This window comes from Novosphingobium sp. ST904, assembly GCF_001298105.1.
Taxonomy (GTDB): domain Bacteria; phylum Pseudomonadota; class Alphaproteobacteria; order Sphingomonadales; family Sphingomonadaceae; genus Novosphingobium.
Genome location: NZ_LGJH01000156.1, coordinates 127417 through 151356 on the forward strand (window position 1 = coordinate 127417; position 23940 = coordinate 151356).

General features: G+C 64.0%; 18 protein-coding genes, 2 tRNA genes and 1 pseudogene. 9 read left to right on the forward strand and 12 right to left on the reverse strand.

The features are described 5' to 3' along the window. Positions 1 to 101: 101 nt before the first annotated feature. The 3 genes from ADT71_RS19760 (at position 102) to ADT71_RS19770 (ending at position 5039) form a co-directional block, all read left to right on the forward strand. A complete protein-coding gene (locus ADT71_RS19760; RefSeq protein ID WP_054439551.1) occupies positions 102 to 1169 on the forward strand; it encodes an acyltransferase in 1068 nt (355 codons plus the stop codon). 511 nt (positions 1170 to 1680) lie between these two features. Beyond that, on the forward strand, positions 1681 to 3195 hold the full coding sequence (locus ADT71_RS19765; protein WP_054439552.1) for an arylsulfatase: 1515 nt from the start codon (positions 1681 to 1683) through the stop codon (positions 3193 to 3195). Between the two features lie 161 nt (positions 3196 to 3356). Further along, positions 3357 to 5039 carry an arylsulfatase gene (locus ADT71_RS19770; protein WP_231636054.1) on the forward strand — a complete coding sequence of 561 codons (1683 nt, stop codon included), beginning with the start codon at positions 3357 to 3359 and terminating at the stop codon, positions 5037 to 5039. Positions 5040 to 5443: 404 nt separating this feature from the next. Here ADT71_RS19770 and ADT71_RS19775 read toward each other — a convergent pair. From ADT71_RS19775 to ADT71_RS19790, 4 genes and pseudogenes are all read right to left on the reverse strand, one after another. After that, positions 5444 to 5519 (reverse strand) — tRNA-Thr (locus tag ADT71_RS19775). 98 nt (positions 5520 to 5617) lie between these two features. Continuing rightward, a pseudogene (locus ADT71_RS19780) lies at positions 5618 to 7353 on the reverse strand (DUF885 domain-containing protein). Positions 7354 to 7432: 79 nt separating this feature from the next. After that, positions 7433 to 8317 (reverse strand): hypothetical protein, encoded by an 885-nt coding sequence (locus ADT71_RS19785; protein WP_054439554.1) that lies wholly within the window; start codon positions 8315 to 8317, stop codon positions 7433 to 7435. Positions 8318 to 8326: 9 nt separating this feature from the next. Then, the gene (locus ADT71_RS19790; protein ID WP_054439556.1) at positions 8327 to 9649 is read right to left on the reverse strand and encodes a replication-associated recombination protein A; all 1323 of its coding nucleotides are present in this window, start codon (positions 9647 to 9649) and stop codon (positions 8327 to 8329) included. A 92-nt stretch (positions 9650 to 9741) separates the two neighbouring features. Here ADT71_RS19790 and ADT71_RS19795 point away from each other — a divergent pair, with 92 nt between their 5' ends. Next, positions 9742 to 10179 carry a hypothetical protein gene (locus ADT71_RS19795; RefSeq protein WP_054439557.1) on the forward strand — a complete coding sequence of 146 codons (438 nt, stop codon included), beginning with the start codon at positions 9742 to 9744 and terminating at the stop codon, positions 10177 to 10179. Between the two features lie 18 nt (positions 10180 to 10197). On the opposite strand, the gene ADT71_RS19800 is transcribed toward ADT71_RS19795, so the two are convergent. The 3 genes from ADT71_RS19800 to ADT71_RS19810 form a co-directional block, all read right to left on the reverse strand. Then, positions 10198 to 11349, reverse strand: coding sequence for a glycosyltransferase family 1 protein (locus ADT71_RS19800; RefSeq protein ID WP_054439596.1), 1152 nt, complete (start codon positions 11347 to 11349; stop codon positions 10198 to 10200). A 110-nt stretch (positions 11350 to 11459) separates the two neighbouring features. Beyond that, a complete protein-coding gene (locus ADT71_RS19805; RefSeq protein ID WP_054439558.1) occupies positions 11460 to 11969 on the reverse strand; it encodes a hypothetical protein in 510 nt (169 codons plus the stop codon). 233 nt (positions 11970 to 12202) lie between these two features. Continuing rightward, the gene (locus tag ADT71_RS19810) at positions 12203 to 12583 is read right to left on the reverse strand and encodes a hypothetical protein (protein ID WP_054439559.1); all 381 of its coding nucleotides are present in this window, start codon (positions 12581 to 12583) and stop codon (positions 12203 to 12205) included. Positions 12584 to 12857: 274 nt separating this feature from the next. Here ADT71_RS19810 and ADT71_RS19815 point away from each other — a divergent pair, with 274 nt between their 5' ends. Next, positions 12858 to 13733 carry an outer membrane protein gene (locus tag ADT71_RS19815; RefSeq protein ID WP_054439561.1) on the forward strand — a complete coding sequence of 292 codons (876 nt, stop codon included), beginning with the start codon at positions 12858 to 12860 and terminating at the stop codon, positions 13731 to 13733. Between the two features lie 125 nt (positions 13734 to 13858). Here ADT71_RS19815 and typA read toward each other — a convergent pair whose 3' ends face one another. Beyond that, complete coding sequence (gene typA / locus ADT71_RS19820; RefSeq protein ID WP_054439562.1) at positions 13859 to 15688, reverse strand: translational GTPase TypA; 1830 nt, start codon at positions 15686 to 15688, stop codon at positions 13859 to 13861. Positions 15689 to 16304: 616 nt separating this feature from the next. Between typA and ADT71_RS19825 the strand changes: the two genes are divergently transcribed. Further along, positions 16305 to 16787, forward strand: a complete 483-nt coding sequence (locus ADT71_RS19825) for an RDD family protein (RefSeq protein WP_054439564.1) — start codon at positions 16305 to 16307, stop codon at positions 16785 to 16787. 27 nt (positions 16788 to 16814) lie between these two features. Here the strand turns inward: ADT71_RS19825 and ADT71_RS19830 are convergent, their stop codons facing one another. Next, on the reverse strand, positions 16815 to 18983 hold the full coding sequence (locus ADT71_RS19830) for an ABC transporter permease (RefSeq protein ID WP_231636055.1): 2169 nt from the start codon (positions 18981 to 18983) through the stop codon (positions 16815 to 16817). A gap of 350 nt (positions 18984 to 19333) precedes the next feature. Further along, positions 19334 to 20071, reverse strand: a complete 738-nt coding sequence (locus tag ADT71_RS19835; protein WP_054439566.1) for an ABC transporter ATP-binding protein — start codon at positions 20069 to 20071, stop codon at positions 19334 to 19336. Between the two features lie 37 nt (positions 20072 to 20108). Between ADT71_RS19835 and ADT71_RS19840 the strand changes: the two genes are divergently transcribed. Continuing rightward, positions 20109 to 20840 carry an arylesterase gene (locus tag ADT71_RS19840; protein WP_231636056.1) on the forward strand — a complete coding sequence of 244 codons (732 nt, stop codon included), beginning with the start codon at positions 20109 to 20111 and terminating at the stop codon, positions 20838 to 20840. A gap of 98 nt (positions 20841 to 20938) precedes the next feature. On the opposite strand, the gene recF is transcribed toward ADT71_RS19840, so the two are convergent. Then, complete coding sequence (gene recF / locus ADT71_RS19845) at positions 20939 to 22171, reverse strand: DNA replication/repair protein RecF (RefSeq protein WP_082370461.1); 1233 nt, start codon at positions 22169 to 22171, stop codon at positions 20939 to 20941. A 53-nt stretch (positions 22172 to 22224) separates the two neighbouring features. Next, positions 22225 to 23064, reverse strand: a complete 840-nt coding sequence (locus ADT71_RS19850) for a queuosine precursor transporter (protein ID WP_082370462.1) — start codon at positions 23062 to 23064, stop codon at positions 22225 to 22227. A 98-nt stretch (positions 23065 to 23162) separates the two neighbouring features. On the opposite strand from ADT71_RS19850, the gene ADT71_RS19855 reads away from it, so the two are divergent. After that, positions 23163 to 23239 (forward strand) — tRNA-Arg (locus ADT71_RS19855). 258 nt (positions 23240 to 23497) lie between these two features. Further along, a partial coding sequence (locus ADT71_RS19860; protein ID WP_197283086.1) for a bile acid:sodium symporter occupies positions 23498 to 23940 on the forward strand: 443 nt, incomplete at its 3' end.

A 23940-nucleotide genomic window follows, 5' to 3' on the forward strand; every position in this document is an offset into this window, starting at 1 on the left:
AATTGTTGCAATGGGTTGGTAGCTTGGCGATACCGCGGGAAAGGGGAGCGACTGGCGATATCTGCCTGACCCCTTTTTTCTCGCAGGGGTGCCCGAGCAGAATGCGCAAGTATTACAACGCCATAGATTTGATCCGGTTCGTTGCGGCCTGCCTGGTTCTGATCCACCACATGGCGACGAAGGCCTGGTTCCGGCCCGAGGAGTTTCCGGCCAAAATTGCGCATATGTCCGGCCCCGTTTCCTTTTTCACTCAATATGGCGGACCGGGCTGGGTCGGCGTGGAAATCTTCTTCGTCATATCCGGCATCGTGATCGCCAATTCTGCATTCGGACGTGGGCCTGCGAAGTTCGTGATCGGGCGCGCCTCGCGCCTTTATCCTGCGGCTATCCTGTGTGCGCCGCTTGCCGCGGTCCTTCTCTATCTGACCGGGGCATTACCGGCGGGTTGGCCATTGATGGTCATCAAATCGATGGTGCTGCTGCCGAAAGGTCAGTGGATCGACCCGGTCTTCTGGACCCTGGGCGTAGAGATCGTGTTCTATGGCCTGGTCGCGCTCTGGACGATGCAGAAGCGCGTTTCCCTTGAGCAGGTGGCGGTGGGGCTGACGCTGTGGTCCACGATCTGGACCATACTGGCGCTTGGCGGCGTGGAATTCTACGTTCCCGTGGAACGGGCGCTGCTTCTGCGCTTCGGCTCGTTCTTCTCTCTTGGCATTTTCATGTGGTTGCGCTCGGAACAGCGCGCGACGCTGGCAACTCGGATTTTCATGCCGCTCGCGGTATCGCTGGGCGCCATCGAGATCGTCCTCAACAGCAAGACCTTGACCGTTGTGAGCTACAACAGCGTTGCTCCGCTGTGCCTTTGGGGGGCTGCGGTTTGGGTCATGGCAGATTCGCTGGCAAACGCATCCACCGCGCGTTCCGGATGGATGACCGGGCTCGGTAAGCTGACTTATCCGCTCTATCTCAGCCATACTACGGTCGTGGGTGCGGCCATGTACGGCCTCGGGTTGATCGGCTTCAACGCGACGTGGGCGTTCCTGATTGGCTCCGGCGTCGCGATCTTCGTGGCCTGGGTCATTGCGAACTACTGGGAGCCGCCGGTTTGCGCGGCAATCAAGGCAGCGCTGACAAACTGGCGCGGCCGGTTGTCGCGGTCGATAGCGTAGGCTGCGCAAGGCATGCGAGCCGGAAGATGTCCGGTTCGCATGTGCCTGGCAAGTTCGGCGGATATTTCAGCAACGGAAGAAGCCTGCAGCGCCGGCAGTGATTGGCTCTGCAGAGGGCAGGGGAAAAAGCCATTGCCGCGCCCGAAATCGTCGGCTGCGGTTGGATATTCCGAGAGCGCTTTCGACCTAGTATCGGGCAGATCGACGCCGCGCTCGGGGATTTGCCCATTCACAACACCCGCAAGAAACGGTGGTGTCCGCTTTGGACATGAGGCCGGCGATATCTGAATTCTACTATATTTGAGATGGTCGCGCGCGATTGGCCATCCTTGCGGCAAAGTAGAGCTGCATTGCCGATGTGCGGACAACCCCGCTGATATCTCAGGGATAACCCCGATCCCTCTCCCCCCCGGTGATGCCTTAGCACATGGGGCCTGATGTTCAGCATTTCACGAGACCGATTCTATTCTCATGGGAAGCCCGTTTTCAGACCACGCGTGAGTTGGAAATTATGGCAAAGCGTCCCAATATCCTTGTCATCTGGGGTGACGACATTGGCTGGCAAAATGTCAGCGCCTACGGCCTGGGAACAATGGGATACACCACGCCCAACATCGACAGCATCGGCTATGGCGGTATCCGTTTTACCGACCACTATGCCCAGCAGTCCTGCACGGCGGGCCGTGCGGCCTTCATCACCGGCCAGTACCCGATCCGCTCGGGCATGGTGACGGTGGGGCAACCGGGAGACCCGCTCGGCCTGCAGAAAACCTCGCCATGCCTTGCCGAAGTGCTCAAGGCCGCGGGTTACCGCACCGGCCACTTCGGCAAATCCCATCTCGGCGATCGCAACGAGCATCTGCCGACCAATCACGGCTTCGAGGAATTCTTCGGCAACCTCTACCACCTCAACGTGTCGGAAGAGGACGAGCAGCGCGACTATCAGGCCTTCGCCAAGGCTTACGCGGGTAGCCTCGAGGAATACGAGAAGAAGTTCGGCGCGCGCGGCGTAATCCACTCGTGGGCGACCGAGGAAGACGATCCCACCGAAGACCCCCGCTTCGGCAAGGTGGGCAAACAGAAGATCGTCGACACCGGGCCGCTTCACCAGGAGCGCATGCACGAGATCGACGAGAAGGAGTTCATTCCTCCCGCGCTCGAATTCATGAAGAAGGCGAAGGACAGCGATGAGCCGTTCTTCGTCTGGCTCAACACCAGCCGCATGCACCTCTACACGCGCCTCAACGACAAGTGGCGCTATGCGGCCGAGAAATACACCTCGGAAGCCGACCTCCATGGCTCGGGCATGCTGCAGCACGACCATGACGTGGGCATCGTGCTTGATTGGCTGAAGGAAAACGGGCTCGATGAAGATACCATCGTCTGGTACTCGACAGACAACGGCCCCGAGCATTCCTCATGGCCGCACGGCGCGACGACGCCCTGGCGCGGCGAGAAGATGACCACTTACGAAGGCGGCGTGCGCGTCATCTCGATGCTCAAGTGGCCCGGCGTGATCGAGCCGCTGCAGCTCAAGAACGGCATCCAGTGCCACCAGGACATGTTCACCACACTCGCCGCCGCAGCCGGGGTAGAGAACGTGGCCGAGAAGGTCATGGAAGAGAAGCAACAGTACATCGACGGCGTGAACAACCTACCCTACTGGAAGGGCGAGGCTGAGGACTCGGCGCGCAACCACGTGTTCCACTACAATGAATCCAAGCTCACCTCGATGCGCATGGGCCCGTGGAAGTGGCACTTCTCGACCAACGAGGACTACTACGGGAACATGGTCGGCCGCTCGAAGCCGCTGGTCTTCAACATCCGCATGGACCCCTTCGAGAGCTACGACAACTCGGACAGCTACGGGCACCTCATCCAGAAGGTCTCCTGGCAGACCGGGCCTATGGGCGAAATGATGAAGGACCACCTCATGACGCTCGCCAAGTACCCGCCGGTACAGGGCGGCAAGAGCTTCGACATGTCCAACGTGGTCGAACAGTTCATGAGCAAGGGCCACGACTGACGACTCCACCACGGGCGACATCATTCGCGCCTGCATCTTTCCATTTGATCCGGATTCAGGGTTTCCCGCAGTGGGACAAACCCTGGATCCGGAAATTCTGGCAGTGTGAATGGAGCGGTGGGCAGCCGCGCCTGTGCATCCATTGAGGCAAGGGGATACCCATGAATCACGAAGACGAGGCTGGATTGAACAGGGTCGATAATGGGATGGAGGCTGGTGCCGACAGCCGCGTCTCACGCCGCAAGCTGCTGCTGGGATCGAGCATGCTGGCCGCGACTCCGGCACTATCCTCGTTGATCGGTTCGAACCCGGCCCAGGCACAGACGGTTTCCGGCAGGCGCCCGAACATCCTCGTTATATGGGGCGATGACATCGGGTGGCAGAACGTTTCGGCCTACGGCATGGGGACCATGGGTTACCGCACCCCCAATATCGATCGGATCGGCAAGGAAGGGATCAAGTTTACTGACCACTACGCGCAACCTTCCTGCACTGCAGGACGCGCGGCCTTCATTACCGGTCAGTATCCGATCCGCTCAGGCATGACGACAGTGGGCCAGCCGGGTGCTGCGCTCGGCCTCCAGGCGGCTTCGCCCTGCCTTGCCGAGGTCATGAAGTCGGCGGGATACCGCACTGGCCAGTTTGGCAAGAACCATCTCGGCGACCGTAACGAGCACCTGCCTACCGTTCACGGCTTCGACGAGTTCTTTGGCAACCTCTACCATCTTAACACCCAGGAGGAGTCCGAGCAGCGCGATTATGAGCGTTTCGGCAAGGATTTCTCGGGCGATCTGGAAACATATGAAAAACGCTTCGGCACACGAGGCGTCCTCCACTGCCGTGCCACAACCAAGGACGATGCCGCAGTCGATCCGCGCTTCGGAAAGGTGGGCAAGCAGACCATTGAAGACACCGGCCCGCTCACGCAGGAACGCATGAAGAACTTCGATGCGGGAGAGGTAATCCCCAAGGCGTTGGCATTCATGGGCGCTGCAAAGGCGGAAAACGAGCCGTTCTTTGTCTGGCTCAATACCAGCCGCATGCACCTGTACACGCGCCTCAACGACGAATGGCGCTACGCCGCCGAAGAGGACACCAGCGAAGCCGACTTCCACGGCTCGGGCATGAAGCAACACGACCACGACATCGGCCTCGTACTGCAATGGCTTGAACAGCAGGGCATGCTCGACAACACGCTGGTCTGGTATTCGACCGACAACGGCCCGGAACATTCCTCTTGGCCCTATGGCGGTACCACGCCCTTCCGTGGCGAGAAAATGACCACCTATGAAGGAGGTGTGCGTGTAATCTCGATGGTGCGCTGGCCGCAAGGCCTCCCGCAGGGTGTCGAACTCAACGGCATCCAGGGGCACCAGGACATGTTCACCACCCTTTCAGCGGTTGCCGGGGTGCCTGATGTCGCAAGCAGAATGCTGAGCCAGAAGAAGCAGTACATCGACGGAGTCAACAACCTCCCGTACTGGACCGGACAAACCAAGAAATCGGCGCGCAGCCACATCTTTCATTACTACGAAAGCAAGCTCACAGCGGTGCGTATGGGGGTGTGGAAAATGCATTTCTCTACGAAAGAGGACTACTACGCCAACGTCATTCCGCGCACCGTGCCGCTCTTCTTCAACATCCGCATGGACCCCTTCGAGAGTTATGACAACTCGGACAGCTACGGACATCTCCTGCAGAAAGTCAGTTGGCTGATCCAGCCGATGAGCGCGCTCATGCAAGAGCACCTGAAAACACTTTCCGCCTATCCGCCAGTCCAAGGCGGCGCCTCGTTCGACATGTCGAACATCGTCAAGGAATATCTCGAAGCCGGCAACCAGTAGCTGTTCGGTGCGGCAAGTGCCTGCATGACCAATGCGGTGCTTATCAAGCTGAAGGTCAGCCTAGGCGGCGTGGACAAGTTCGACAGACCAACCCCTTCGGGGCCGTAGCCAAAAGCCATCCCTTCGGCGTCGGCTCGGTTGGAAATATCGACATATTCCGTCGCCTCGCCTTCTTGAATTGACGGCTCTTGGCTGCGGCCGTGGCTACACCGAACTTGTCCACGCCGCCTAACCCCGGAAGCGATTGACCGCTCGCTTCCACACTGGCTCATCCGGCATGGGAAGGCTGATCGTCGGCGTAGCGCGTCACATCAACTCGCGCCCTGGCGCTTCGCCAGCACGGTCGCGCAGGCGATGGCACCGGTCATCTAGGGGCCACCTGGGGCAATGTTGGGAAAAGTGAGTGGTGCCGGCTGGAGGGTTCGAACCCCCGACCCCCTGATTACAAATCAGGTGCTCTACCAACTGAGCTAAGCCGGCCCGGCGCGTCGGCGATGTGCGATGCGCGAAACAAGTCGCGCCCTTACCGCGAGGGAGGGGCGCCGGTCCAGTGCTTTTGTATCTATCTGCGTTCAGGCTCAGAATACCGCGTGCGGCGCGGCTTCCTTCATCATTGCCTGACGGACGAGCGGGACCGGTGGGCCGCCGTAGCTCAGGAATTCGTCATGGAATGGCTTCCACGCAGTGCGGCCGCCACGCGTGGCTGTCCAGTCTTCGCGCAACTTGCGAATCATCAGCTTGCCGAGCGTGTAGTTGAGGTAGGCCGGGTCGTATGTGCCGCGCGCGGCCTGCTGTTCGGCCGTGCCTTCGTCCTGATAGCATTCGTCCATGAACATGCGCTTGGATTGTTCCTGTGTCATGCCCCGCGCATGCAGGCCGATGGCCGACAGATAGCGGCAGTTGCGCAGCAGGGCATTGGAAAGCTGGCCGACGTGGACCCCCGCGTCTCCGTTTCCGAGCCCGGCGTCCCACATCATTTCCTCGGCATAGTGCGCCCAGCCCTCCGCGAAGGCGTAGCCGACCCACAGGCGCCCTACCCAGGAAGGCGAGCGGTTCGAATGCAGGAATTGCAGGAAATGGCCGGGCATCACCTCGTGGACTGAGGTGAACAGCAGGTCGTCCTTACCGGGGATATAGTCCTGCTGCATCTGCTGGGACCACGATGGGTCGGGCGGCGAGATGTAATAGACGGAGGGGATGCCCTTTTCCAGCGGACCGGCCGGATCGATATAGGCGGAGTTCTGGCGGTTGTAGGGCGGGCTTTCCTCGACGAGGGCCTGTTCGGTGCCGGGTATAGTGGCGATGTCGTGCTGCCGCACGAAGGCGGTCAGTTCAGGAATCTGCAGGCGCGCTGCGGCAACGGGGCCACCTTCCGGCTTGTCGGCGCGCATCTTGTCGAAGCAGCCCTGGATGTCCTTGCCCGGCGCATATTCCGCGCAGGCGGCCTTGAGGAGATCCTGGTTGCGTTTGAGATCGGCGCGCCCCACCGCCTCCAGTTCATCCAGTGACGCGTCCACCGCCTCGGTGGCGGCCACCATCCGGGAAAAGCGGGCCGCGCCCAATGCGAAGTCCTGCGTCGGCTTTGCCTTGCCGAGCCAATCTGCCAGATCCTGCATGGATTTCGCGGCCGCTTCGGAACTGGTCCTGAATTCCGCCTGCAGCCTTGCGTCCTTCACGTCGGCGAAGGCGGTTCGGGCATCGCCGCGATAGTACTCCGCAAAACCGCCGAAGCCTGCGACCCCGAGCTTGATGAAGCTGGCGGGCATCTGCGTCTTCAGGTTGCCGCGAATCTGGGCAGCAGCCTTGGGTACGGCCTTGAAGAAGGCGATCATGGCTTTCATGCGGGTAGGCTTGTCGGCATAGCCGCGGCTCACGTAGACGTTCGGGTCGAGGCCGTTCTCGATGTAGTAACCGGGATTGGTATGGGGCTTGTCGGCGTCTTCCAGCCAGAACAACTGCCCTTGGCCACCTGCACCAGATAATCGCGCTCGAACCGGTCTTCGGCGGAAAGGGCGTTGAAAGCGCCGGCCTGCGCGATCACCTTGCGAAGGAAATCCCCTCTAGCCTTGAGGCCCGCGGGGCTCCAGTCAGGAAGCCTGCCGTCGAACTGGTGAGCGCCCTGATAGACCGCGAAAGAAGGGTCCTGGGCCATCCAGGCCTCGATGGTGCGGTTGACGAAGGCCTTCCACGGCGTTGCCGGCTTACCGAGTTCGGCGGCCACCGATGTGGCTGCGGGTGCGGCGAAGGCGGAAGGCATTTGCGCGCCGAGGCCGAGGGCAAGGCAGGCAATGCCTGCCAGTAGCGTGTTCTTCATAGCGGGGCAGTCCCTGTCAGTCATGTTGGGGGCCATGGCGTTCGAAATCTCGCCGGGTCCCGATGGCGCAGGTTGTGAGCTAAGGCGCGCCGAAGGTCCAGCCCTCGGTACGGGCCAGTTCCTCCGTAAGATCAGTGGGTTTCCACAAGTCCGCGCGCGGGGCGGCGATGCGTAGCCAGGCGGCGGTGAGGAGTGCATCGGCGCTGTGATCGTCTATCGGGCCATCGCCCTCGACCGGCGGAGAGCCAAGTCCCGCAAGGGCGCCGTTCAGCGCATCATGGTCGGTCATCTTGGCCCGGCCTGCTGGGCGTCCTGCGGCGACGGCAGCGAGGGTCGTGTAGATTTCGGTGACCACCGATCCCGCCTTCGGGAGCGGATCGACCGGCCATACCGGCAGGGATCTGCCAAGGCGGTGCAGCAGCCGCATGCCGGTGAGGCTGGACTTACCGACTTGCGCGGCTCCGACCAGGTTGAAGTTGGAGTAGGGCCGGCAGCCGGCACGTGCCTGCGCCCGTTCGGTCACGCGCATGCGCCCTCTTCGATCCGGCGCATCCGGCAGATGGAAGTGCACGCCTTCCCGGCCGCCGTGACGGCGGAAGAATGCGCTGAGTTCCGGGTGATCGACGAAACTGGTCGCCGCGAGATGGCCGTCAGTCGCGCAGATGGCATCGACCAGCGCCCATAGCGCGCGGGCATCGGGAGGGCTTGCCGGCCAGCCGGGAAAGAATGAGCCGGCATCGGCGAAGGGAAGTGAGATGCCAAGGTCCAGGCCGATGAGCGTGTTTTCCGGCAGGCCCCGTTGCAGGAGGTCAAGCGCATCCTCGCGGGACCAGTGGACATGACCTTGCGGACGCAGCAGGACGGGCGGACCTTCCGGTCCGCAGAGGGCCACCGCGATGCCCTTTTGCCGCGGTCCCAGTGCACCGGACCAGTCGATTGCCATGAAATGCCGGAAGCGCGGCATGAGTTTGCCCTATTCCGCGCGGCGTTCGGCGCGCTTTCGGTCCCACCATTCCAGGCGCTTGAGGATTTCCCGTTCGAACCCGCGTTCCACCGGCTGGTAATAGGTCTGCGGTGCCATGTCTTCGGGCCAGTAGTCGTCGCCCGAAAAACCGTCAGGCGCGTCATGGTCGTAGGCATAGTCCTTGCCGTAGCCGATGTCCTTCATCAGCTTGGTCGGCGCGTTGAGGATATTGGCGGGCGGGGCGAGGGAGCCGGTTTCGCGGGCGCTCTTGAACGAGGATTTGAACGCGGTGTAGGCCGCGTTCGATTTCGGCGCCGTGGCGAGGTAGAGGCAGGCCTGCACGATCGCCAGTTCGCCTTCGGGAGAGCCGAGGAATTCGTAGGCATCCTTGGCCGCAAGGCATTGGACCAGCGCCTGCGGATCGGCCAGTCCCACGTCCTCGCTGGCGAAGCGCACGAGGCGGCGCAGCACGTAAAGAGGCTCTTCGCCCGCCGTCAGCATTCGCGCCATGTAGTAGAGCGCGGCTTGCGGATCGGAGCCGCGCAGCGACTTGTGAAGCGCGGAGATGAGGTTGTAGTGCCCGTCCCGGTCCTTGTCGTAAACCGCCACGCGGCGTTGCAGGAACTGGCCCAGTCCGGCCGGATCGAGCGGCTCGGGGATTTTCGCGGAATAGAGCGTCTCGGCCTGGTTGAGCAGGAAGCGTCCGTCCCCGTCGGCCGATGCCACCAGCGCGGCACGCGCATCGCCATCGAGCGGAAGCGCGCCTTCGAGCGCTTCGCCTTTGTCGAGCAATGCACCGAGCGCCTCGGGGCCGAGCCGGTGCAGGATCAGCACTTGCGCGCGGCTGAGCAGCGCGGCGTTGAGTGCGAAGCTGGGGTTCTCCGTCGTGGCGCCGACAAGAGTGACGGTCCCGCGCTCGACGAACGGAAGAAAGCCGTCCTGCTGGGCGCGGTTGAAGCGGTGGATCTCGTCCACGAACAGCAGCGTGCGCTGGCCGGCCCGCGCGGCGAGATCCGCTTCGGCGAATGCCTTCTTGAGGTCTGCCACGCCCGAAAATACCGCGGAGACGGCGGTGAAGCGCATGCCCACCGCATCGGCGAGCAGGCGTGCGATGCTGGTCTTCCCGGTGCCGGGCGGACCCCAGAGGATCATCGAGGACAGGCGGCCCGCCGCGACCATGCGGCCGATCGGTCCTTCCGGCCCGGTCAGGTGTTCCTGTCCCACGACGTCGGCAAGCGTGCGCGGCCGCAGGCGGTCGGCGAGCGGGGCATCCTCGCGCGGGGCGTCAGGCGCGGGGGAGGGCGGAAGATCGTCGGCGAAAAGGTCGGCCATGGGATCTATCTAGCGATTATGGCGCGCAATTGCATCGGTTCGGCGGCAGGAGTAGCCTGCCTGTCCATAAAACGGGACGAAAGGGACGGGAGATGATCGGATCCACGCGCGTCAGGGCGCCTTGGCAGTTGTGGGTGGTAGGACTCGTCTCGCTGCTGTGGAATGCCTTCGGCTGTACCGATTTCGCCATGACCGTGACGCGCAACCCGCAGTGGATGGCGCCTCTTTCGCCGGAGATGATCGACTGGCTGGACGCCGCGCCGACCTGGACCGTGGTGACCTGGGCGCTGGGCGTCTGGGGTGGGCTGGCGGGATCGCTGCTCCTGCTGCTGCGTTCGCGCTGGGCCGTCGCGGCCTTCACGATCTCGCTGCTCGGGCTTGCGGTGAACCAGCTCTATCCCTTCCTATCCGACGTGCCCGACATGATGAAGGGCGCCGGCAGCATTGCGCTGACGGCGACCATCTGGGCCGTGGCGGTGTTCCTGCTCTGGTATGCCGTCAGGATGCGGACGCGCCGGGTACTGGCCTGACGGGCGCGCGGGGGCCGGTCAGCGCTTCGTGCGCTGCCGGATCAGGCGGACATACGTATCGGCGACGGCCTGGTTGATCCGGTCCCAGCTGAATTCGAGAGCGCGGGCTTCGCCGGCCAGGCCGTGGCTTTCGCGCAGGGCAGGGCTTTCGATATAGGCCTTGAGCGCTTCGGCGAACTGGTGGATCGCGCCGGGCGGGATCAACCTGCCGGAAGCGTGATCGCTGACCAGGCTCTGGCTGCCGGTGGCGGCGGCGGCCACGACCGGCAGGCGGCAGGCCATGGCTTCCAGCGTGACATTGCCGAAGGTTTCGGTGACCGAGGGGTTGAACAGCATGTCCATGCCGGCGACCGCGCGGGCGAGGTCCGTGCCTTGCTGGAAACCGACGAAGGCAGCCTGCGGAAGGCGTGCCTCGAACCATTCGCGGGCAGGGCCTTCGCCGACCACGAGAACCCGGTGCGCGACGTTGCGGCGGCGCAGGTCGTCAAGCGTGTCGGAAAACACGTCGAGACCCTTTTCCATGACAAGCCGGCCGAGGAAGCCGACCACGACCTCATGATCGGCAATGCCGTGGCTGCGACGCCACGCCATGTCCCGCCGGTCGGGGTTGAAGATCTCGCGATCGACCCCGCGTGACCAGATCGACACGTCGTAGTTCATGCGCTGCTCGCGCAGGAGCTGCGCCATCGATTCCGAAGGCGCCACCAGGGCGTCGCAGCGGCGGTAGAAGCGGCGCAGGATCGCCTCGATCAGCGGCTCGCTCCAGGCCATATTGTAATAGCGAAGATAGGTCTCGAAACGCGTGTGCACCGATGCGAGCACGGGCAGCTTGCGGTTGCGGGCCCAGGTCACGGCCTGATGGCCAACCGGATCCGGCGACGAGACATGGACTATGTTCGGCGCGAATTCCTTGAGATCGCGCCGCGCCTTGCCGGCTATCGACAAGGGCATCCGGTATTCCGAACGCGTTGGGATAGGCATCGCGCGGATGCCGACAAGATCTCCGGTCGGTTCGAATGCGGGATTGTCGACGACGGGCGCGTAGACGCGAACTTGCGCGCCCTGGCGCAGAAGGTAGCCGACGAGGCGATTCAGCGCCTGGTTCGCTCCGTCACGGACATAGTTGTAGTTGCCCGAAAAAAGGGCAATTCGCAGGTCGGCGGTTTCCATGGTGGGCAGCCCCATAGCCTCCCTCGCTGCAATTGGCGAGTGGACTTCACGGATGCGTGTGGGAACCTGCGGAAAACCGCGACTGCGTTCATTGCCTTGGGGACGGTCGCCTAGCGGCGCCAATCCCTGCGGCGATCGTCCCGGCGCCGGTCATCCCTGCGCCAGTCCCGCCGGCGATCGTCCCGCCAGCCATCCCGGCCGCGATCCCAGCGGCGATCGTGGCCCCAGCCACGACGATCGTCCCGCCAGCCGCGACGGTCGTCCCGCCAGCGGTCCCGGCCGGCCCAACGGTCGCGGTAGTAGGGGGCATAGTACCGGTCGTAGTAGCGATCGCGGTAGTAGCGGTTGGGCGCGCCCTCATAATAATAGTAATAGCCCGGCCGATCGCGCACGGTAACGTAGCGACGGGAATCGTAATAGCCGCGATCGTAATAGCGACCATCATCCCGGTCGGCGAGCGCCGCCCCGAGAGCCAGGCCGATGATTCCGGCGCCGATGGCCACGGCAGCATCGTTGCCGCCCCGATCGTAGTAATCGCGCGCCATCGCGGGCGCCGATGCGGTCAGGGCCGATGCCGCAAGGGCGGTGGCCAGACCCAGGGTCTTCCAAGTCAGTTTCATGATATCGCACTCCTTTCCGGGCCAACCAAGTTACGGCGGAATCAGCGGGCACGTTGGATTGTCAGGATCGCCTGGGGGCACTGAACTAGGGGTGAACTTTCCGTTCAGTACGGGACGAGGCGAGACGCGCTTTCGCCGGGATGCAAATGAAAGACGCCCGGCCAGGAGGAATGGCCGGGCGTCTCTGGCAGGCGGCGAGGGGTATTGTCCGCCTGCCTCGGTGGCTCGTGGGATCAGTAGCCGCGGCGGTAGTCGCCACGGTCATGGTCGTAGCCCCGGCGATAATCGCCGCGCTGGTTGCGATAGTAATCGTCACGGCTGTGGCGCCCGCCATCGCGGTCCCAGTACCAGCCGTCGCGATATTCCCAGCCGCTGCCGTAGCCGGGGGTATAGGCATAGCTGCTGTCGTAATAGCGATCGCGATCGCGGTCATGATCGTTGCTGTTCGAGGCGATGATCGCGCCGAGAGCCAGACCGATCACGCCCGCGCCGATGGCGACGGCTGCGGTATTGTCGTTGCCGCGATGATAGTCGCGGGCCATCGCCGGAGTGGCGCCGGCAAGCGCGGTGGCGGCAAGAGCGGCGGTAATGGTCGCGTTACGGAAGAAGGTCATTGGTCGAAACTCCTTGCGGGGAAGGTGCTCCGGAGGGGCCGGGGTCTCATCCCTTGTTGAGTTTCTTCTACGCCTCCGCTTCTGAACCGGATCGAAGCAGGTTCAGCAGAATTCGTTCAGGTTTGTACGAGTTTGTATGAACCTGGCACACCTTTTCCGGTCGGCGTTTTCGGCCTGCCCCATCCTGCTCCTCGGCTCGGCGCAAGACCGGCAACTAAAGCGGCGCTCCAGTCTTCGGGGAAGGCAAGACACGAATAGTGACAGGGATATTATCATGAAAACGCTACGCTTTCTCACGTCGGCGGTGAGCCTCGCCGCTGCCGCCGCGGCTCTGCCCGCCATGGCGCAAGAGGATGCCGCCGCGCCGATGGCGACTGACACGCCCGCACGCAACAGCCATTTCGACGGTCCCTACATCCAGGCCTTCGGCGGTCTTTCCGCTCGTGGAAACGATCGCGGCGACAGTCTGCGTTTCGATACCGATGGCGATGGCCGCTACGACAACACCGTGAATACGGCGGGCGGCGCCAATGCGTTCAGTCCGGGCTTCTGCAATGGCCGTGCGCGCGGCGCCACTCCGGCGGATGGGTGCCGCAGTGACAAGGACGGTGCGGAGTACGGCGTCCGTTTCGGATATGACAAGCGCATGGGCAACTTCGTGCTCGGCGGCCTGGTCGAGGGCGTGAAGAGCGAAGCAAAGGATGCGACCTCCGGCTTCAGCACGACGCCGGCGAGCTACTCGATCCAGCGCAAGCTCGACTACGGTGTCTCCGGTCGTCTGCGGGCAGGCTATACGCCCGGCGGCGGGGCGCTGTTCTATGTGACCGGCGGCGGCGGGATGGCCAAGATCGACCATCAGTTCCAGACCACCAATGAAGTGAATTCGTTCGATCCGCAGCGCAACAACAAGATGGTCTGGGGTTGGCAGGCCGGCGGTGGCGGCGAGATCATGGTCGCCCGCAATGTCAGCCTCGGCCTCGAATATCTCTACAATCGCTACAACGACAACAAGTACAATGTCGAAGTGGGTCCGGGCACTGCTCCGGCAACCAATCCATTCCTGATCGATTCGGGCTCGACCCGGATCAAGGGTTCGGACAAGAACTTCGACTATCACTCGCTCCGCGCGACCCTGGGTTTCCAGTTCTGACCATCTGACAAGATTGGGAGAGAGCCGAAAACGGCAACGGGCGGCAACCTTGCGGTTGCCGCCCGTCATGTTTCCGGATCCGGCTTTCAGATCCTGTCCGATCCCGGCGCCAGGGCGCCGAGAGATCAGGCGTCCTTCTTGCGGCTCTGCTTCTTGCGCTCGTTCGGGTCGAGGTAGGCCTTGCGCAGACGGATCGACTGCGGGGTCACTTCGACCATTTCATCGTCGTCGATGTAAGCGATCGCCTGCTCCAGCGTCATGACGCGGGGCGGGGTGAGGCGGATGGCGTCGTCCTTGCCGGTCGAACGGAAGTTCGTCAGCTGCTTCGACTTCATCGGGTTCACTTCGAGATCGTCGGGCTTGGCGTTTTCGCCGATGATCATGCCTTCGTAGATCTTTTCCTGCGGCTTCACGAACAGGATGCCGCGATCTTCGAGGCTGTTCAGCGCGTAGCCCACGGCCTCACCGGTGCCGTTCGAGATCAGCACGCCGTTCTGGCGGCCTTCGATCGGACCCTTGTGGCTGTCGTACTTCTCGAACAGGCGGTTCATGATGCCGGTGCCGCGGGTGTCCGAGAGGAACTCGCCGTGGTAGCCGATCAGGCCGCGCGAAGGAGCCGAGAAGGTGATGCGGGTCTTGCCGGCGCCCGAAGGACGCATGTCGGTAAGCTCGGCCTTGCGGCGCTGCATCTTCTCGACGACCGTGCCCGAGAATTCGTCGTCCACGTCGATCACGACGGTTTCGTACGGTTCGGTGCGGCCACCCTTCTCGTCCTTGCCGAACAGCACGCGCGGACGGCTGATGCCCAGCTCGAAGCCTTCGCGGCGCATCGTTTCGATCACGACGCCCAGCTGAAGTTCGCCGCGACCGGCCACTTCGAAGCTGTCGCGGTCGGCCGATTCGGTGACGCGGATGGCGACGTTGGTTTCCGCTTCGCGCATCAGGCGGTCGCGGATCATGCGGCTGGTGACCTTGTCGCCTTCACGGCCCGCGAGCGGCGAGTCGTTGACGGCAAAGCGCATCGCCAGGGTCGGCGGATCGATCGGCTGCGCCTGGATCGCGGTGGAAACCGAAGGATCGGCGATGGTGTTCGACACGGTGGCCTTTTCGAGGCCGGCCAGCGCGATGATGTCACCGGCGCGGGCTTCTTCCACGGGAACGCGGTCAAGGCCACGGAACGACAGCACCTTGGTGGCGCGGCCGACTTCGATAACCTTGCCGTCCATGTCGATGGCGCGGATCGGGTCGTTGACCTTCAGCGTGCCCGACTGGACGCGGCCGGTGAGGACGCGGCCCATGAAGTTGTCGCGATCAAGCAGGGTGGCGAGGAACGAGAACGGCGCGTCCTGATCGAGGTCAGGGGCCGGAACGTGCTCGACGATCTTTTCGAACAGCGGGGTCAGGTTGCCTTCGCGGGCATCCGGATCGTAGCTGGCGTAGCCGTTGCGGCCCGAAGCGTAGAGGGTCGGGAAGTCGAGCTGTTCGTCGTTGGCGTCGAGGCTGACGAAGAGGTCGAACACTTCGTCCAGCACTTCGGCGTGACGGCCGTCGGGACGGTCGATCTTGTTGACGACGACGATCGGCTTCAGGCCGAGGCCGAGCGCCTTGCCGGTGACGAACTTCGTCTGCGGCATCGCGCCTTCCGACGAGTCCACCAGCAGGACGACGCCGTCGACCATCGAGAGGATGCGTTCCACTTCGGCGCCGAAGTCGGCGTGGCCGGGGGTGTCGACGATGTTGATGCGGTAGCCGTTCCACTCGATCGAAGTCGGCTTCGCAAGGATGGTGATCCCGCGTTCCTTTTCGAGGTCGTTCGAGTCCATCGCACGTTCTTCGATGCGCTGGTTGTCACGGAAGGTGCCGGACTGGCGGAAAAGCTGGTCGACGAGGGTGGTCTTGCCATGGTCGACGTGCGCAATGATCGCAATATTGCGCAAGGGAAGCGGGGCTGACATGCAGTGCCTATCGGTTCGAGGAGTTGGCCAGCAGCGCATGCTGCGCCGCAAAATTGGCGCGCCCTTACCTGATATGCGCGTTTGCGGCAAGCGCTGAGCCGATGGGCGCAACCGTTGCCTGTCTGCCACAGCTGCCCGGAAGACCTGCCGGAACCCTTTTGAGTGATTGTTCAGGCCGCACAAATCGCCTAATGTCCTCCCTGTAATCAAGGCGAGACGGCGCTAACAAAAAAAGTGCCGCCGCATGGAGAGAGGAATGCCGAGGCTCCCCCACACAGGGCGTTTCGCCAGACCTGGTTGAACAAGAATCCAGTCGTGCCTTCTGGGCGCGGCGGCGCGTTGCCGGCTAAAGCTCGGAACGCGAAAGCGCGGACCTGAGCGGCAGGGAGGAGGCGCAAGGGATCGCAAACTCAGCCAGGGGCGCCGGGCTTTGCCTGAGCGCCCCTTTTCCTGTGGCATCCGCGCGGATCGGCTGAAGCGGTCTTTTCGGCAGGTAAACGTGTCATAACATTTGCAATTTTGGCTTCGTCATCGCGGTTTCGATGGCTACGCTGTTTCAGGGCGGCCGTGTCTTGCGGTCGGCAAACATCGTGCTTCGAACAAGGGGATAGCGAAGATGGTGCCATACGGTGGATTCTGGTGGCGGGTTCTCGCCTACTTCATCGATTATTTCATCGTGAACATAGGCATCGGGATTCTCGGCATGTTTACCGGCTTCGGGATCGGTTCGATCATGAGCGGGGGCGCGAACGCCGACATGGCCGCGGGGCTTTCCATGCTGCTGGGGGCCGGCCTCGGGCTCGTCTGTTCCTGGCTTTACTTCGCGGTTCTCGAAAGCTCGCCCTGGCAGGCGACTGTCGGCAAGCTGGCGGTGGGTGTGATCGTTACCGACATGCACGGAAACCGCATCAGCTTCCTGCGCGCGACGGGGCGCTATTTCGGCAAGATCCTGTCGGGGCTGCTCTTGGCGATCGGCTTTATCATGGTGGCCTTCACCGAGCGCAAGCAGGGTCTGCACGACGTGCTGGCAAGCACGCTCGTCTATCGGACCCGCGATCCGCACGAAGTCCGCCAGATCGAAAACAGCGTTTTCGCCTGAACGCTCGATCTGCCGCTGGGGAGGGCTCTACAACTCCCGTAGAGCCCTTGCGGGTTTCGCCCGCAGCAGCGGCAGCGAACCGGCCAGGGCAAAGCTCACGATCAGCACCAGTCCGGCGCCGAGCACGGCCAGGATGCGCGGCCAGTCCGGCAGCCACTCGAATTCGAAGAGCTTGACGATGACCGCCCAGGCCATGGCGCTTCCCGTGGCCAGCGCGATGACTGCCAGCACCCCGGCGATCAGTCCGTATTCGGTGATTTGCAGGAGCAGGAGCTGCCCCCGGCTCGCGCCGAGCACGCGCAGGATCACGTTGTCGTAAGTCCGGCTGGCGCGGGCGGCGGCGATGGCGCCAAGCAGCACGGCCAATCCCGCCAGCACGGCAACAGAAGCGGCGGCGAGAATGGCCAGCGTCATCTGGTCCAGCAGGTCGCGGGCATCGCGCAGCAGGGTTCCGGTCTCGATCACCGAACTGGAGGGAAAAGCGCGGACGAGCATGGGCAACAGGCCTGCCGTGGCCTTGCCGCGCGGAAGCTCGATGGTGGCGGCAAGGTTGTGCGGCGCATCGGCGATGGCATTGGGCGAAAACACGAGGACGAAGTTGAAGCCCAGCGTATCCCAGTCGATCCGGCGCAGTGCGGCGATCCGGGCAGAGCGCTCCACGCCGAGCAGGCCGACGGTCACATAGTCGCCGACTTTGAGGCCCACGGTCTGCGCGAATTTTTCATCGACGGAAACCAGCGGCTCGCCGCGGTGGATCTCGGGCCACCACTTGCCGGACGTGATGGTGCTGCCTTCGGGCACGCCGACCGAATATGTCAGGCCGCGCTCGCCCTTCAGTGCCCAGGCATCTTCGGGAATTTCCTTCAGGTCGGCCACGCGGGTCATGTGATCCCTGGGGCCATAGGCGAGGATGCGGCCGCGCAGGTTGGGAACCATGCGGACAACCGCTCCGGGGACCTGGGCCTTGACCGTGTCGCGAAATGCCCCGGCCTTGTCCTTCGGAACGTCGAGCACGAAGAAGTCCGGCGCCCGGGCGGGGACGGTCCTGCGGATATTGGCGTCGAGGCTGGTTTGGACGGCAGCGATCAGCACGAAAGCGGAGAGACCGAAGCCCAGCGCGGTGACGAGGGCGCCGGTCTGGGCTCCCGGGCGGTGCAGATTGGCGAGCCCCGCGCGCAGCATCGGGTCGCGAGGCCGGGGCAGGCGGGCCGCAAGAGTGCGGATGCCGGTGCCGATCAGTGCTAGCAGTCCCAGCAGGGCGGCTGCTCCGGCAAGGAACCCGAGCGTTACCAGCGGCTGCGCGGCATTGAGCAGCGCCAGCGCGACGATGGCGCAAAGGCCGAGGCATACCGGCAGCAGCCACGCCTTGGAATTGCCTGCAAGTGGAGAGACCCGCGCCCGCATGAGCGCCATCGCCGGAAAGCTGCGTGCCCGCGCAAGCGGCGGGGCAGCGAATACCAGCGCCACCAGCAGGCCATAGGCCATTGCCGTCAGCAATGCCGCGGGCGATACGGTGAAGCCGGTATCGACGGGCAGCAATGCGCCCAGTGCCTGTGCCAGCAGCGGCGTTACCAGAACGCCCGCGAGCAGCCCGGCAAGGCTCCCGGCCAGCGCGGCCGCGCCGACCTGAAGCACGTAGATTCTTGCGATGTCGCCGCTGGTCGCGCCCAGCACCTTGAGCGTCGCGATCGAGCTGCGACGGGCTTCGAGATAGGAGGATACACCGCCGCCGATCCCGATTCCCGCGATCGCCAGCGCTGCGAGGCCGACGAGCGCGAGGAACTGGCCCATCCGGCTGACGAAGCGCTGGGTGGATGGCGATGCGGCGTTACGGGTGCGGGTTTCGAAGGCATCGTCTCCGAACTGCTTTGCCAGCGCATCGATCACGATTTCCGGGTCCCGCTGCGGATCGGCGAAGCGGACCCGTGTGGCGCTGCGGTACATCGCGCCTGCCGTGGTCAGCCCCGCGCGTTCGGGAAGATCGAGCGCGGAGATCGCCGAATCGCCCAGCGCGAAGCCTTCGGACAGCTTTTCGGGGTCGCTGGCGATGATGCCGCCGATCCGCTGGTCTACCCCGCCGAGCGATATCCTGTCGCCGTCCGCGCGCCGAGCCTTGCCGCGGTCCTTCGGAAAGCCAGACGCTGCCGCGGGGCGGCGCGCCGACCTTGCGACCGTCCTGAAGCTCCAGCCGGCCATAGAGCGGCCAGTTGGTGTCCACGGCCTTGAGCGCGACAGGTGCCGTCAATTCGCCCTTGCGGGCGATGGCCTGCAGGCGCAGCCCCGGCGAAACCTTGCCGTAGCGGGCAAGTGCCTTGATCTCCTCCTGGGACAGACTGCGCTGCCAGGTCCTGAGTTCGATGTCGCCGCCGAGAACTTCCCTGCCCCGCGTCGTCAATTCGCGGTCGATGGAGCCGGTCAGGGTGCCGATGGCGGCGATCGCGCCGACGCCGAGGAACAGGCAGACCAGCAGAAGCCGCAGGCCCCTGAAGCGAGCGGAAAGATCGCGACGGGCGAGTGTCCATGCCGTTCGCCACGGCAGCGCGCGGTCAGGCAAGGATGGAATCCGTGCCGCGGGCTGCAAGCGTGTCTCTCGCGATCCTGCCGTCAGCCAGTGCCACCACCCGTTCGCAATGTCCGGCAAGGCCTTCGTCATGCGTGATGATGAGCAGGGTCGCTCCCGTCTCGGCGCGGCGGGCGAAGAGCAGGTCGATGATCGTGGCGCCGGTCGCCGCGTCGAGATTGCCGGTTGGTTCGTCCGCGAAGACCAGCGAAGGGCGGGGCGCCAGGGCGCGGGCAATGGCGACACGCTGTTGCTCGCCGCCGGAAAGCTGGGCCGGGTAGTGCGAAAGACGGTGGCCGAGGCCGACCGCGACGAGTTCCGCCTCGGCTCGCTCGCGCGGATGGTCCAGCCCGGCAAGTTCGAGGGGAGTCGCCACGTTTTCGAGCGCGGTCATGGTGGGGAGAAGGTGGAAGGCCTGGAGCACGACGCCGATCCGCCCCCGCCTGGCGCGGGCCAGCGCGTCCTCGTCCATCGCCGCGAAATCCTGTCCGGCGATGCTCAGCGAACCGGAACTCGCCCGCTCCAGACCGGACAGCACCGCCATCAGCGAAGACTTGCCGGAACCCGAAGGCCCCAGCAGCGCCAGTGTCTGTCCTTGCGGGACGACGAGGTCGATGCCCTTGAGGATTTCGACCGCGCTTTCGCCGCTGCCGAGGGTGAGGCGCAGGTCCTGCGCACGAATTGAAGGGGCGGGGGGCTGGGAAGGATCGCTCACTTGCACCATATGGGTGGGCAAAGCCCCGTAGTTCAAGGAGAAAGCCTTGCGCGCTCACGCGAAAGTCCTGCTCGTCCCGTCGCTTCTGCTGCCGTTCCTGCTCAGCGCCTGCGACAAGGCGGCGCCTCCCGTGCCCGAGCAGACACGGAGCGCGGTCGATACGCCGCCCTCGATTCCCGTGATGGGACCGGAGCGACCGATCCTCGCCTTCGGCGATTCACTGCTGGCGGGTTATGGCCTGGATGACGGCGAAAGCTACCCGGACCGGCTCGAACAGGCCCTTCGCGCACGGGGCGTGAACGCGAAGATCGCCAATGCGGGGGTTTCGGGAGACACGACGGCGGCCGGGCTGGAACGGCTCGATTTCACGCTGAAGAGCCAGTCTCCCAAACCGGAACTCGCGATCGTCAGCCTTGGCGGCAACGACATGCTGCGTTCGCTTCCTCCGGCAGAGACGCGCAGGAACCTCGAAGAAATCCTCAAGCGGTTGAAGGGGGACGGCATCCGCATCGTTCTGCTCGGGATGATGGCCGCACCGAACCTGGGCAAGGACTATGCGGCGAACTTCAATCCGATCTATCCGCAACTCGCACAGAAGTATGGCGCGGTTCTGGTGCCGTTCTTCCTTCAGCCGGTGATCGACAAGCCGGACCTCATGCAGAAGGACCATGTCCACCCGACCGCGATCGGCATCGATGCCATCGTCACCGCCACGGTGGACGACGTGGCGGACGCGCTTCCGAAGACTGCGGAGGCAAGTGCCGACCCCAGGTCGTAAACTCATAAACGGCACCATCGAGGCGCCCAAATGGCGAACGGCTTCGGCCCGAGATGGAAGCCATTTGGGCGTCCCTTCGGGATTTACCTTGCGGTGAACTACGTTTGAGGCAAAATGGCCCAGCGCTGCGTCAGGAAGGCTTGAAATATCGACATATTCCATCGCCTTCCCTTCTTGCGCTGAGCCATTTTGCCTAAAACCTCGATGGTGTCGTTTATGAGTTTACGACCTAGTCCAGTCGGTGCACAACCCGAACTGACTTCCCACACGGCGGCCTCCCGGGCGATGGCGTCAAAGGGGGCGAGTTCCGTGCCTGTCAGCCAGACTTGGGCCGAACCGGCGCGAAGACGGTCGAACAGAGCTTCGCGGCGAAGCGGGTCGAGATGGGCGGCAACTTCATCGAGCAGGAGCAGGCGAGGGCGTTGCTCCACACCGCTTTCCAGTAGCTGCGAATGAGCCAGCGTGATCGCGATCAGCATGGCTTTCTGCTCGCCGGTGGAGCATTCGGCGGCAGGCTGGCCTTTTCCTGCCATGGTTACGAGCATTTCGTCGCGGTGAGGGCCGGTCAAGGTGCGCTGGGCCGCGCGTTCGCGGGGGCGCCCATCGCGCAAGGCGCGGGCAAGGACTTCGGCGTCGATCGGCCCGCCGGGCTGATAGGCGAGGGAAGGCCGCGCGAACGGCGATTCCGGCAGGGAAACCAGGGTTTCCTCAAGCCTTTGCACCAGTTCCGCGCGCGCTGCGGCAACCATTGCACCGGCTTCGGCCAGTTGCGTCTCGATTGCATCGAGCCAGCGCGGGTCGGGCGCGAGGTCGTCCGAGAGCAGGCGATTGCGTTCGCGCAGGGCATTGTCCAGCCGAGTGGCATGGCCGGCGTGATCCGGCCGGACCGCCAGGACCAGACGGTCGAGGAAGCGCCTGCGCGCGCCGGCCCCTTCCACGAAGATGCGGTCCATTGCGGGGGTCAGCCAGCCGATCGACAGCCATTCGGCAAGGCGCACCGCCGGAGCCTCGGCGCCGTTGATCTGCACGACCCTGCGGCCGGGACGTTCGGCCATGATGCCGGTTCCCAGTTGCACGGGTTCCTCCTCGGCCCCCGCGCCGGGCGTTGCCAGAGCGGCGCTTACCGCGAAGCCGCCGTCGAAGTCCTGCCCGGGCATGTCCGCCAGGCTCGCCCGCCTGAGTCCGCGTCCGGGCGAGAGCAGGGAGATGGCCTCCAGCACGTTGGTCTTGCCCGCGCCGTTTTCTCCCACGAGGAGGTTGAACTGCGCCGTGCCTTCCACCGCGGTCTCGCGGTGGTTGCGGAAACGGGACAGGAGGATGCGGTCGAGCATGGTCGCGCCGGACCTACCGGGGCGGGCCGGTCATGCCAAGCGGAAGGCGCGCTTTATTCGGGGGTTGCCGCGGTCTTGCGGGTCTTGGCGAAGGGCGAGAAGTCCACGTTGCTGTCGAACACGTCCACGCCTTCCCGCTTTTTGAGCCAGCCGACGACCACGTAGGTCACGGGGGTCAGCACGACTTCCCAGCCCGTCTTGATGAGCCACTGGGTCAGCGCCAGCAGAGCGATGGAATGAGGGGTGAATCCGGCCACGCCAAGGAAGGCGAGCGGATAGAACAGCGCGCTGTCCACACCTTCGCCGAACACCGTCGATCCGATGGTGCGGGTCCACAAGTGCTTGCCCTGGGTCATGACCTTCATGCGCGCCAGCACGAAGGAGTTGACGAATTCCCCCGCCCAGAATGCGCAGACCGAGGCGAAGACGATACGCGGGGTCTGGCCGAAGATCGAATAGTAGGCCGCCTGATTGGGCGCGGTCACCTCCTTGCCGGCGACCGTATAGGTCGCCGAGGCGAGCGCCCATTCGGCGTTGGCGGGTATTTCCACAACGACCACGCTCATCAGCACCATGAACAGCAGTGCGAAGAAGCCCACCCAGATGCAGCGGCGGGCGTTGGCATAGCCGTAAACCTCGGTGAGCACATCGCCGATGATGTAGGAAACCGGGAAGAACAGCACACCGGCGCCGAATGTGACCGGCCCGATGAAGGGGAACGAGACTTCGGCCTGCTTGGCGGCGCCGATCAGGTTGGAGAGCAGCAGGATCACCACGAAGGCGACCAGCATATAGTCGAAATATCGGAAGTGGCGCCGGGCGCCGGCCATGCCGTCGATACGGGAAAGGCCTGAGCCCGAAATGCCGGGGCTTGAAGGGTCTGCTTCGCTCATCGGCTGTGCGTAACCTGCCACTGCAACGTCGCAAAGCACAACTTGCGCCGTCCATGCGGTTTGCGCTGGCGGCGAACCGCGCTATGGGGACCCGGCGCGCGCCCGTAGCTCAGCTGGATAGAGCACGAGCCTTCTAAGCTTGGGGTCGCAGGTTCGAACCCTGCCGGGCGCGCCAATTCTCGCGAAAATAGTCATTCGGCGCCGCGTGAGGCGCGCTGCTGGGCCGGCGATCCGTAGTCAGAGATGGCCGGTGCAATAGGCCAGCAGCAGAATGATCGGAATGGGCACGCCTATCAGCCACAAAAGTCCGGAACGCATGGTAGATCCTTTCCCGAGTTGTTGAGGAGATCAACCCGCCGCCGCGCGACTTGTTCCTCGCAATGAGGCGCTTCGGGGGCTTTTGCCGGGCGCGGCAAGGCTTTAGAGAAGCGGGATGAATCGCCTGCTTTCGCGCCTGAACATCGACCCTTATCTTCTGCTGCTGGTCTCGACGGTGGGGCTGGCCTCGGTGCTTCCGGCACGCGGGGTCTGGGCGGATGTGGCGGGCGGGATGGCCGATGCGGGGATCGCGCTGCTGTTCTTCCTGCACGGCGCCAAGCTCTCGCGCGAGGCTATCCTCGACGGGGCGCGGGCGTGGAAGCTGCACCTGACGGTGGCCTGCCTGATTTTCGTGCTGTTCCCGCTGATCGGCCTTGGCGTGAGTGCCATTCCGGGCCTCGAACCCTCGCTGGCAACCGGGGTGCTGTTCCTGACCCTGCTGCCCTCGACGGTGCAGAGTTCGATCGCCTTCACCGCGATTGCGGGCGGCAACGTGGCGGCGGCGGTGTGCAGCGCCTCGTTCTCGAACCTTGCAGGCATTTTCCTGACCCCGGTGCT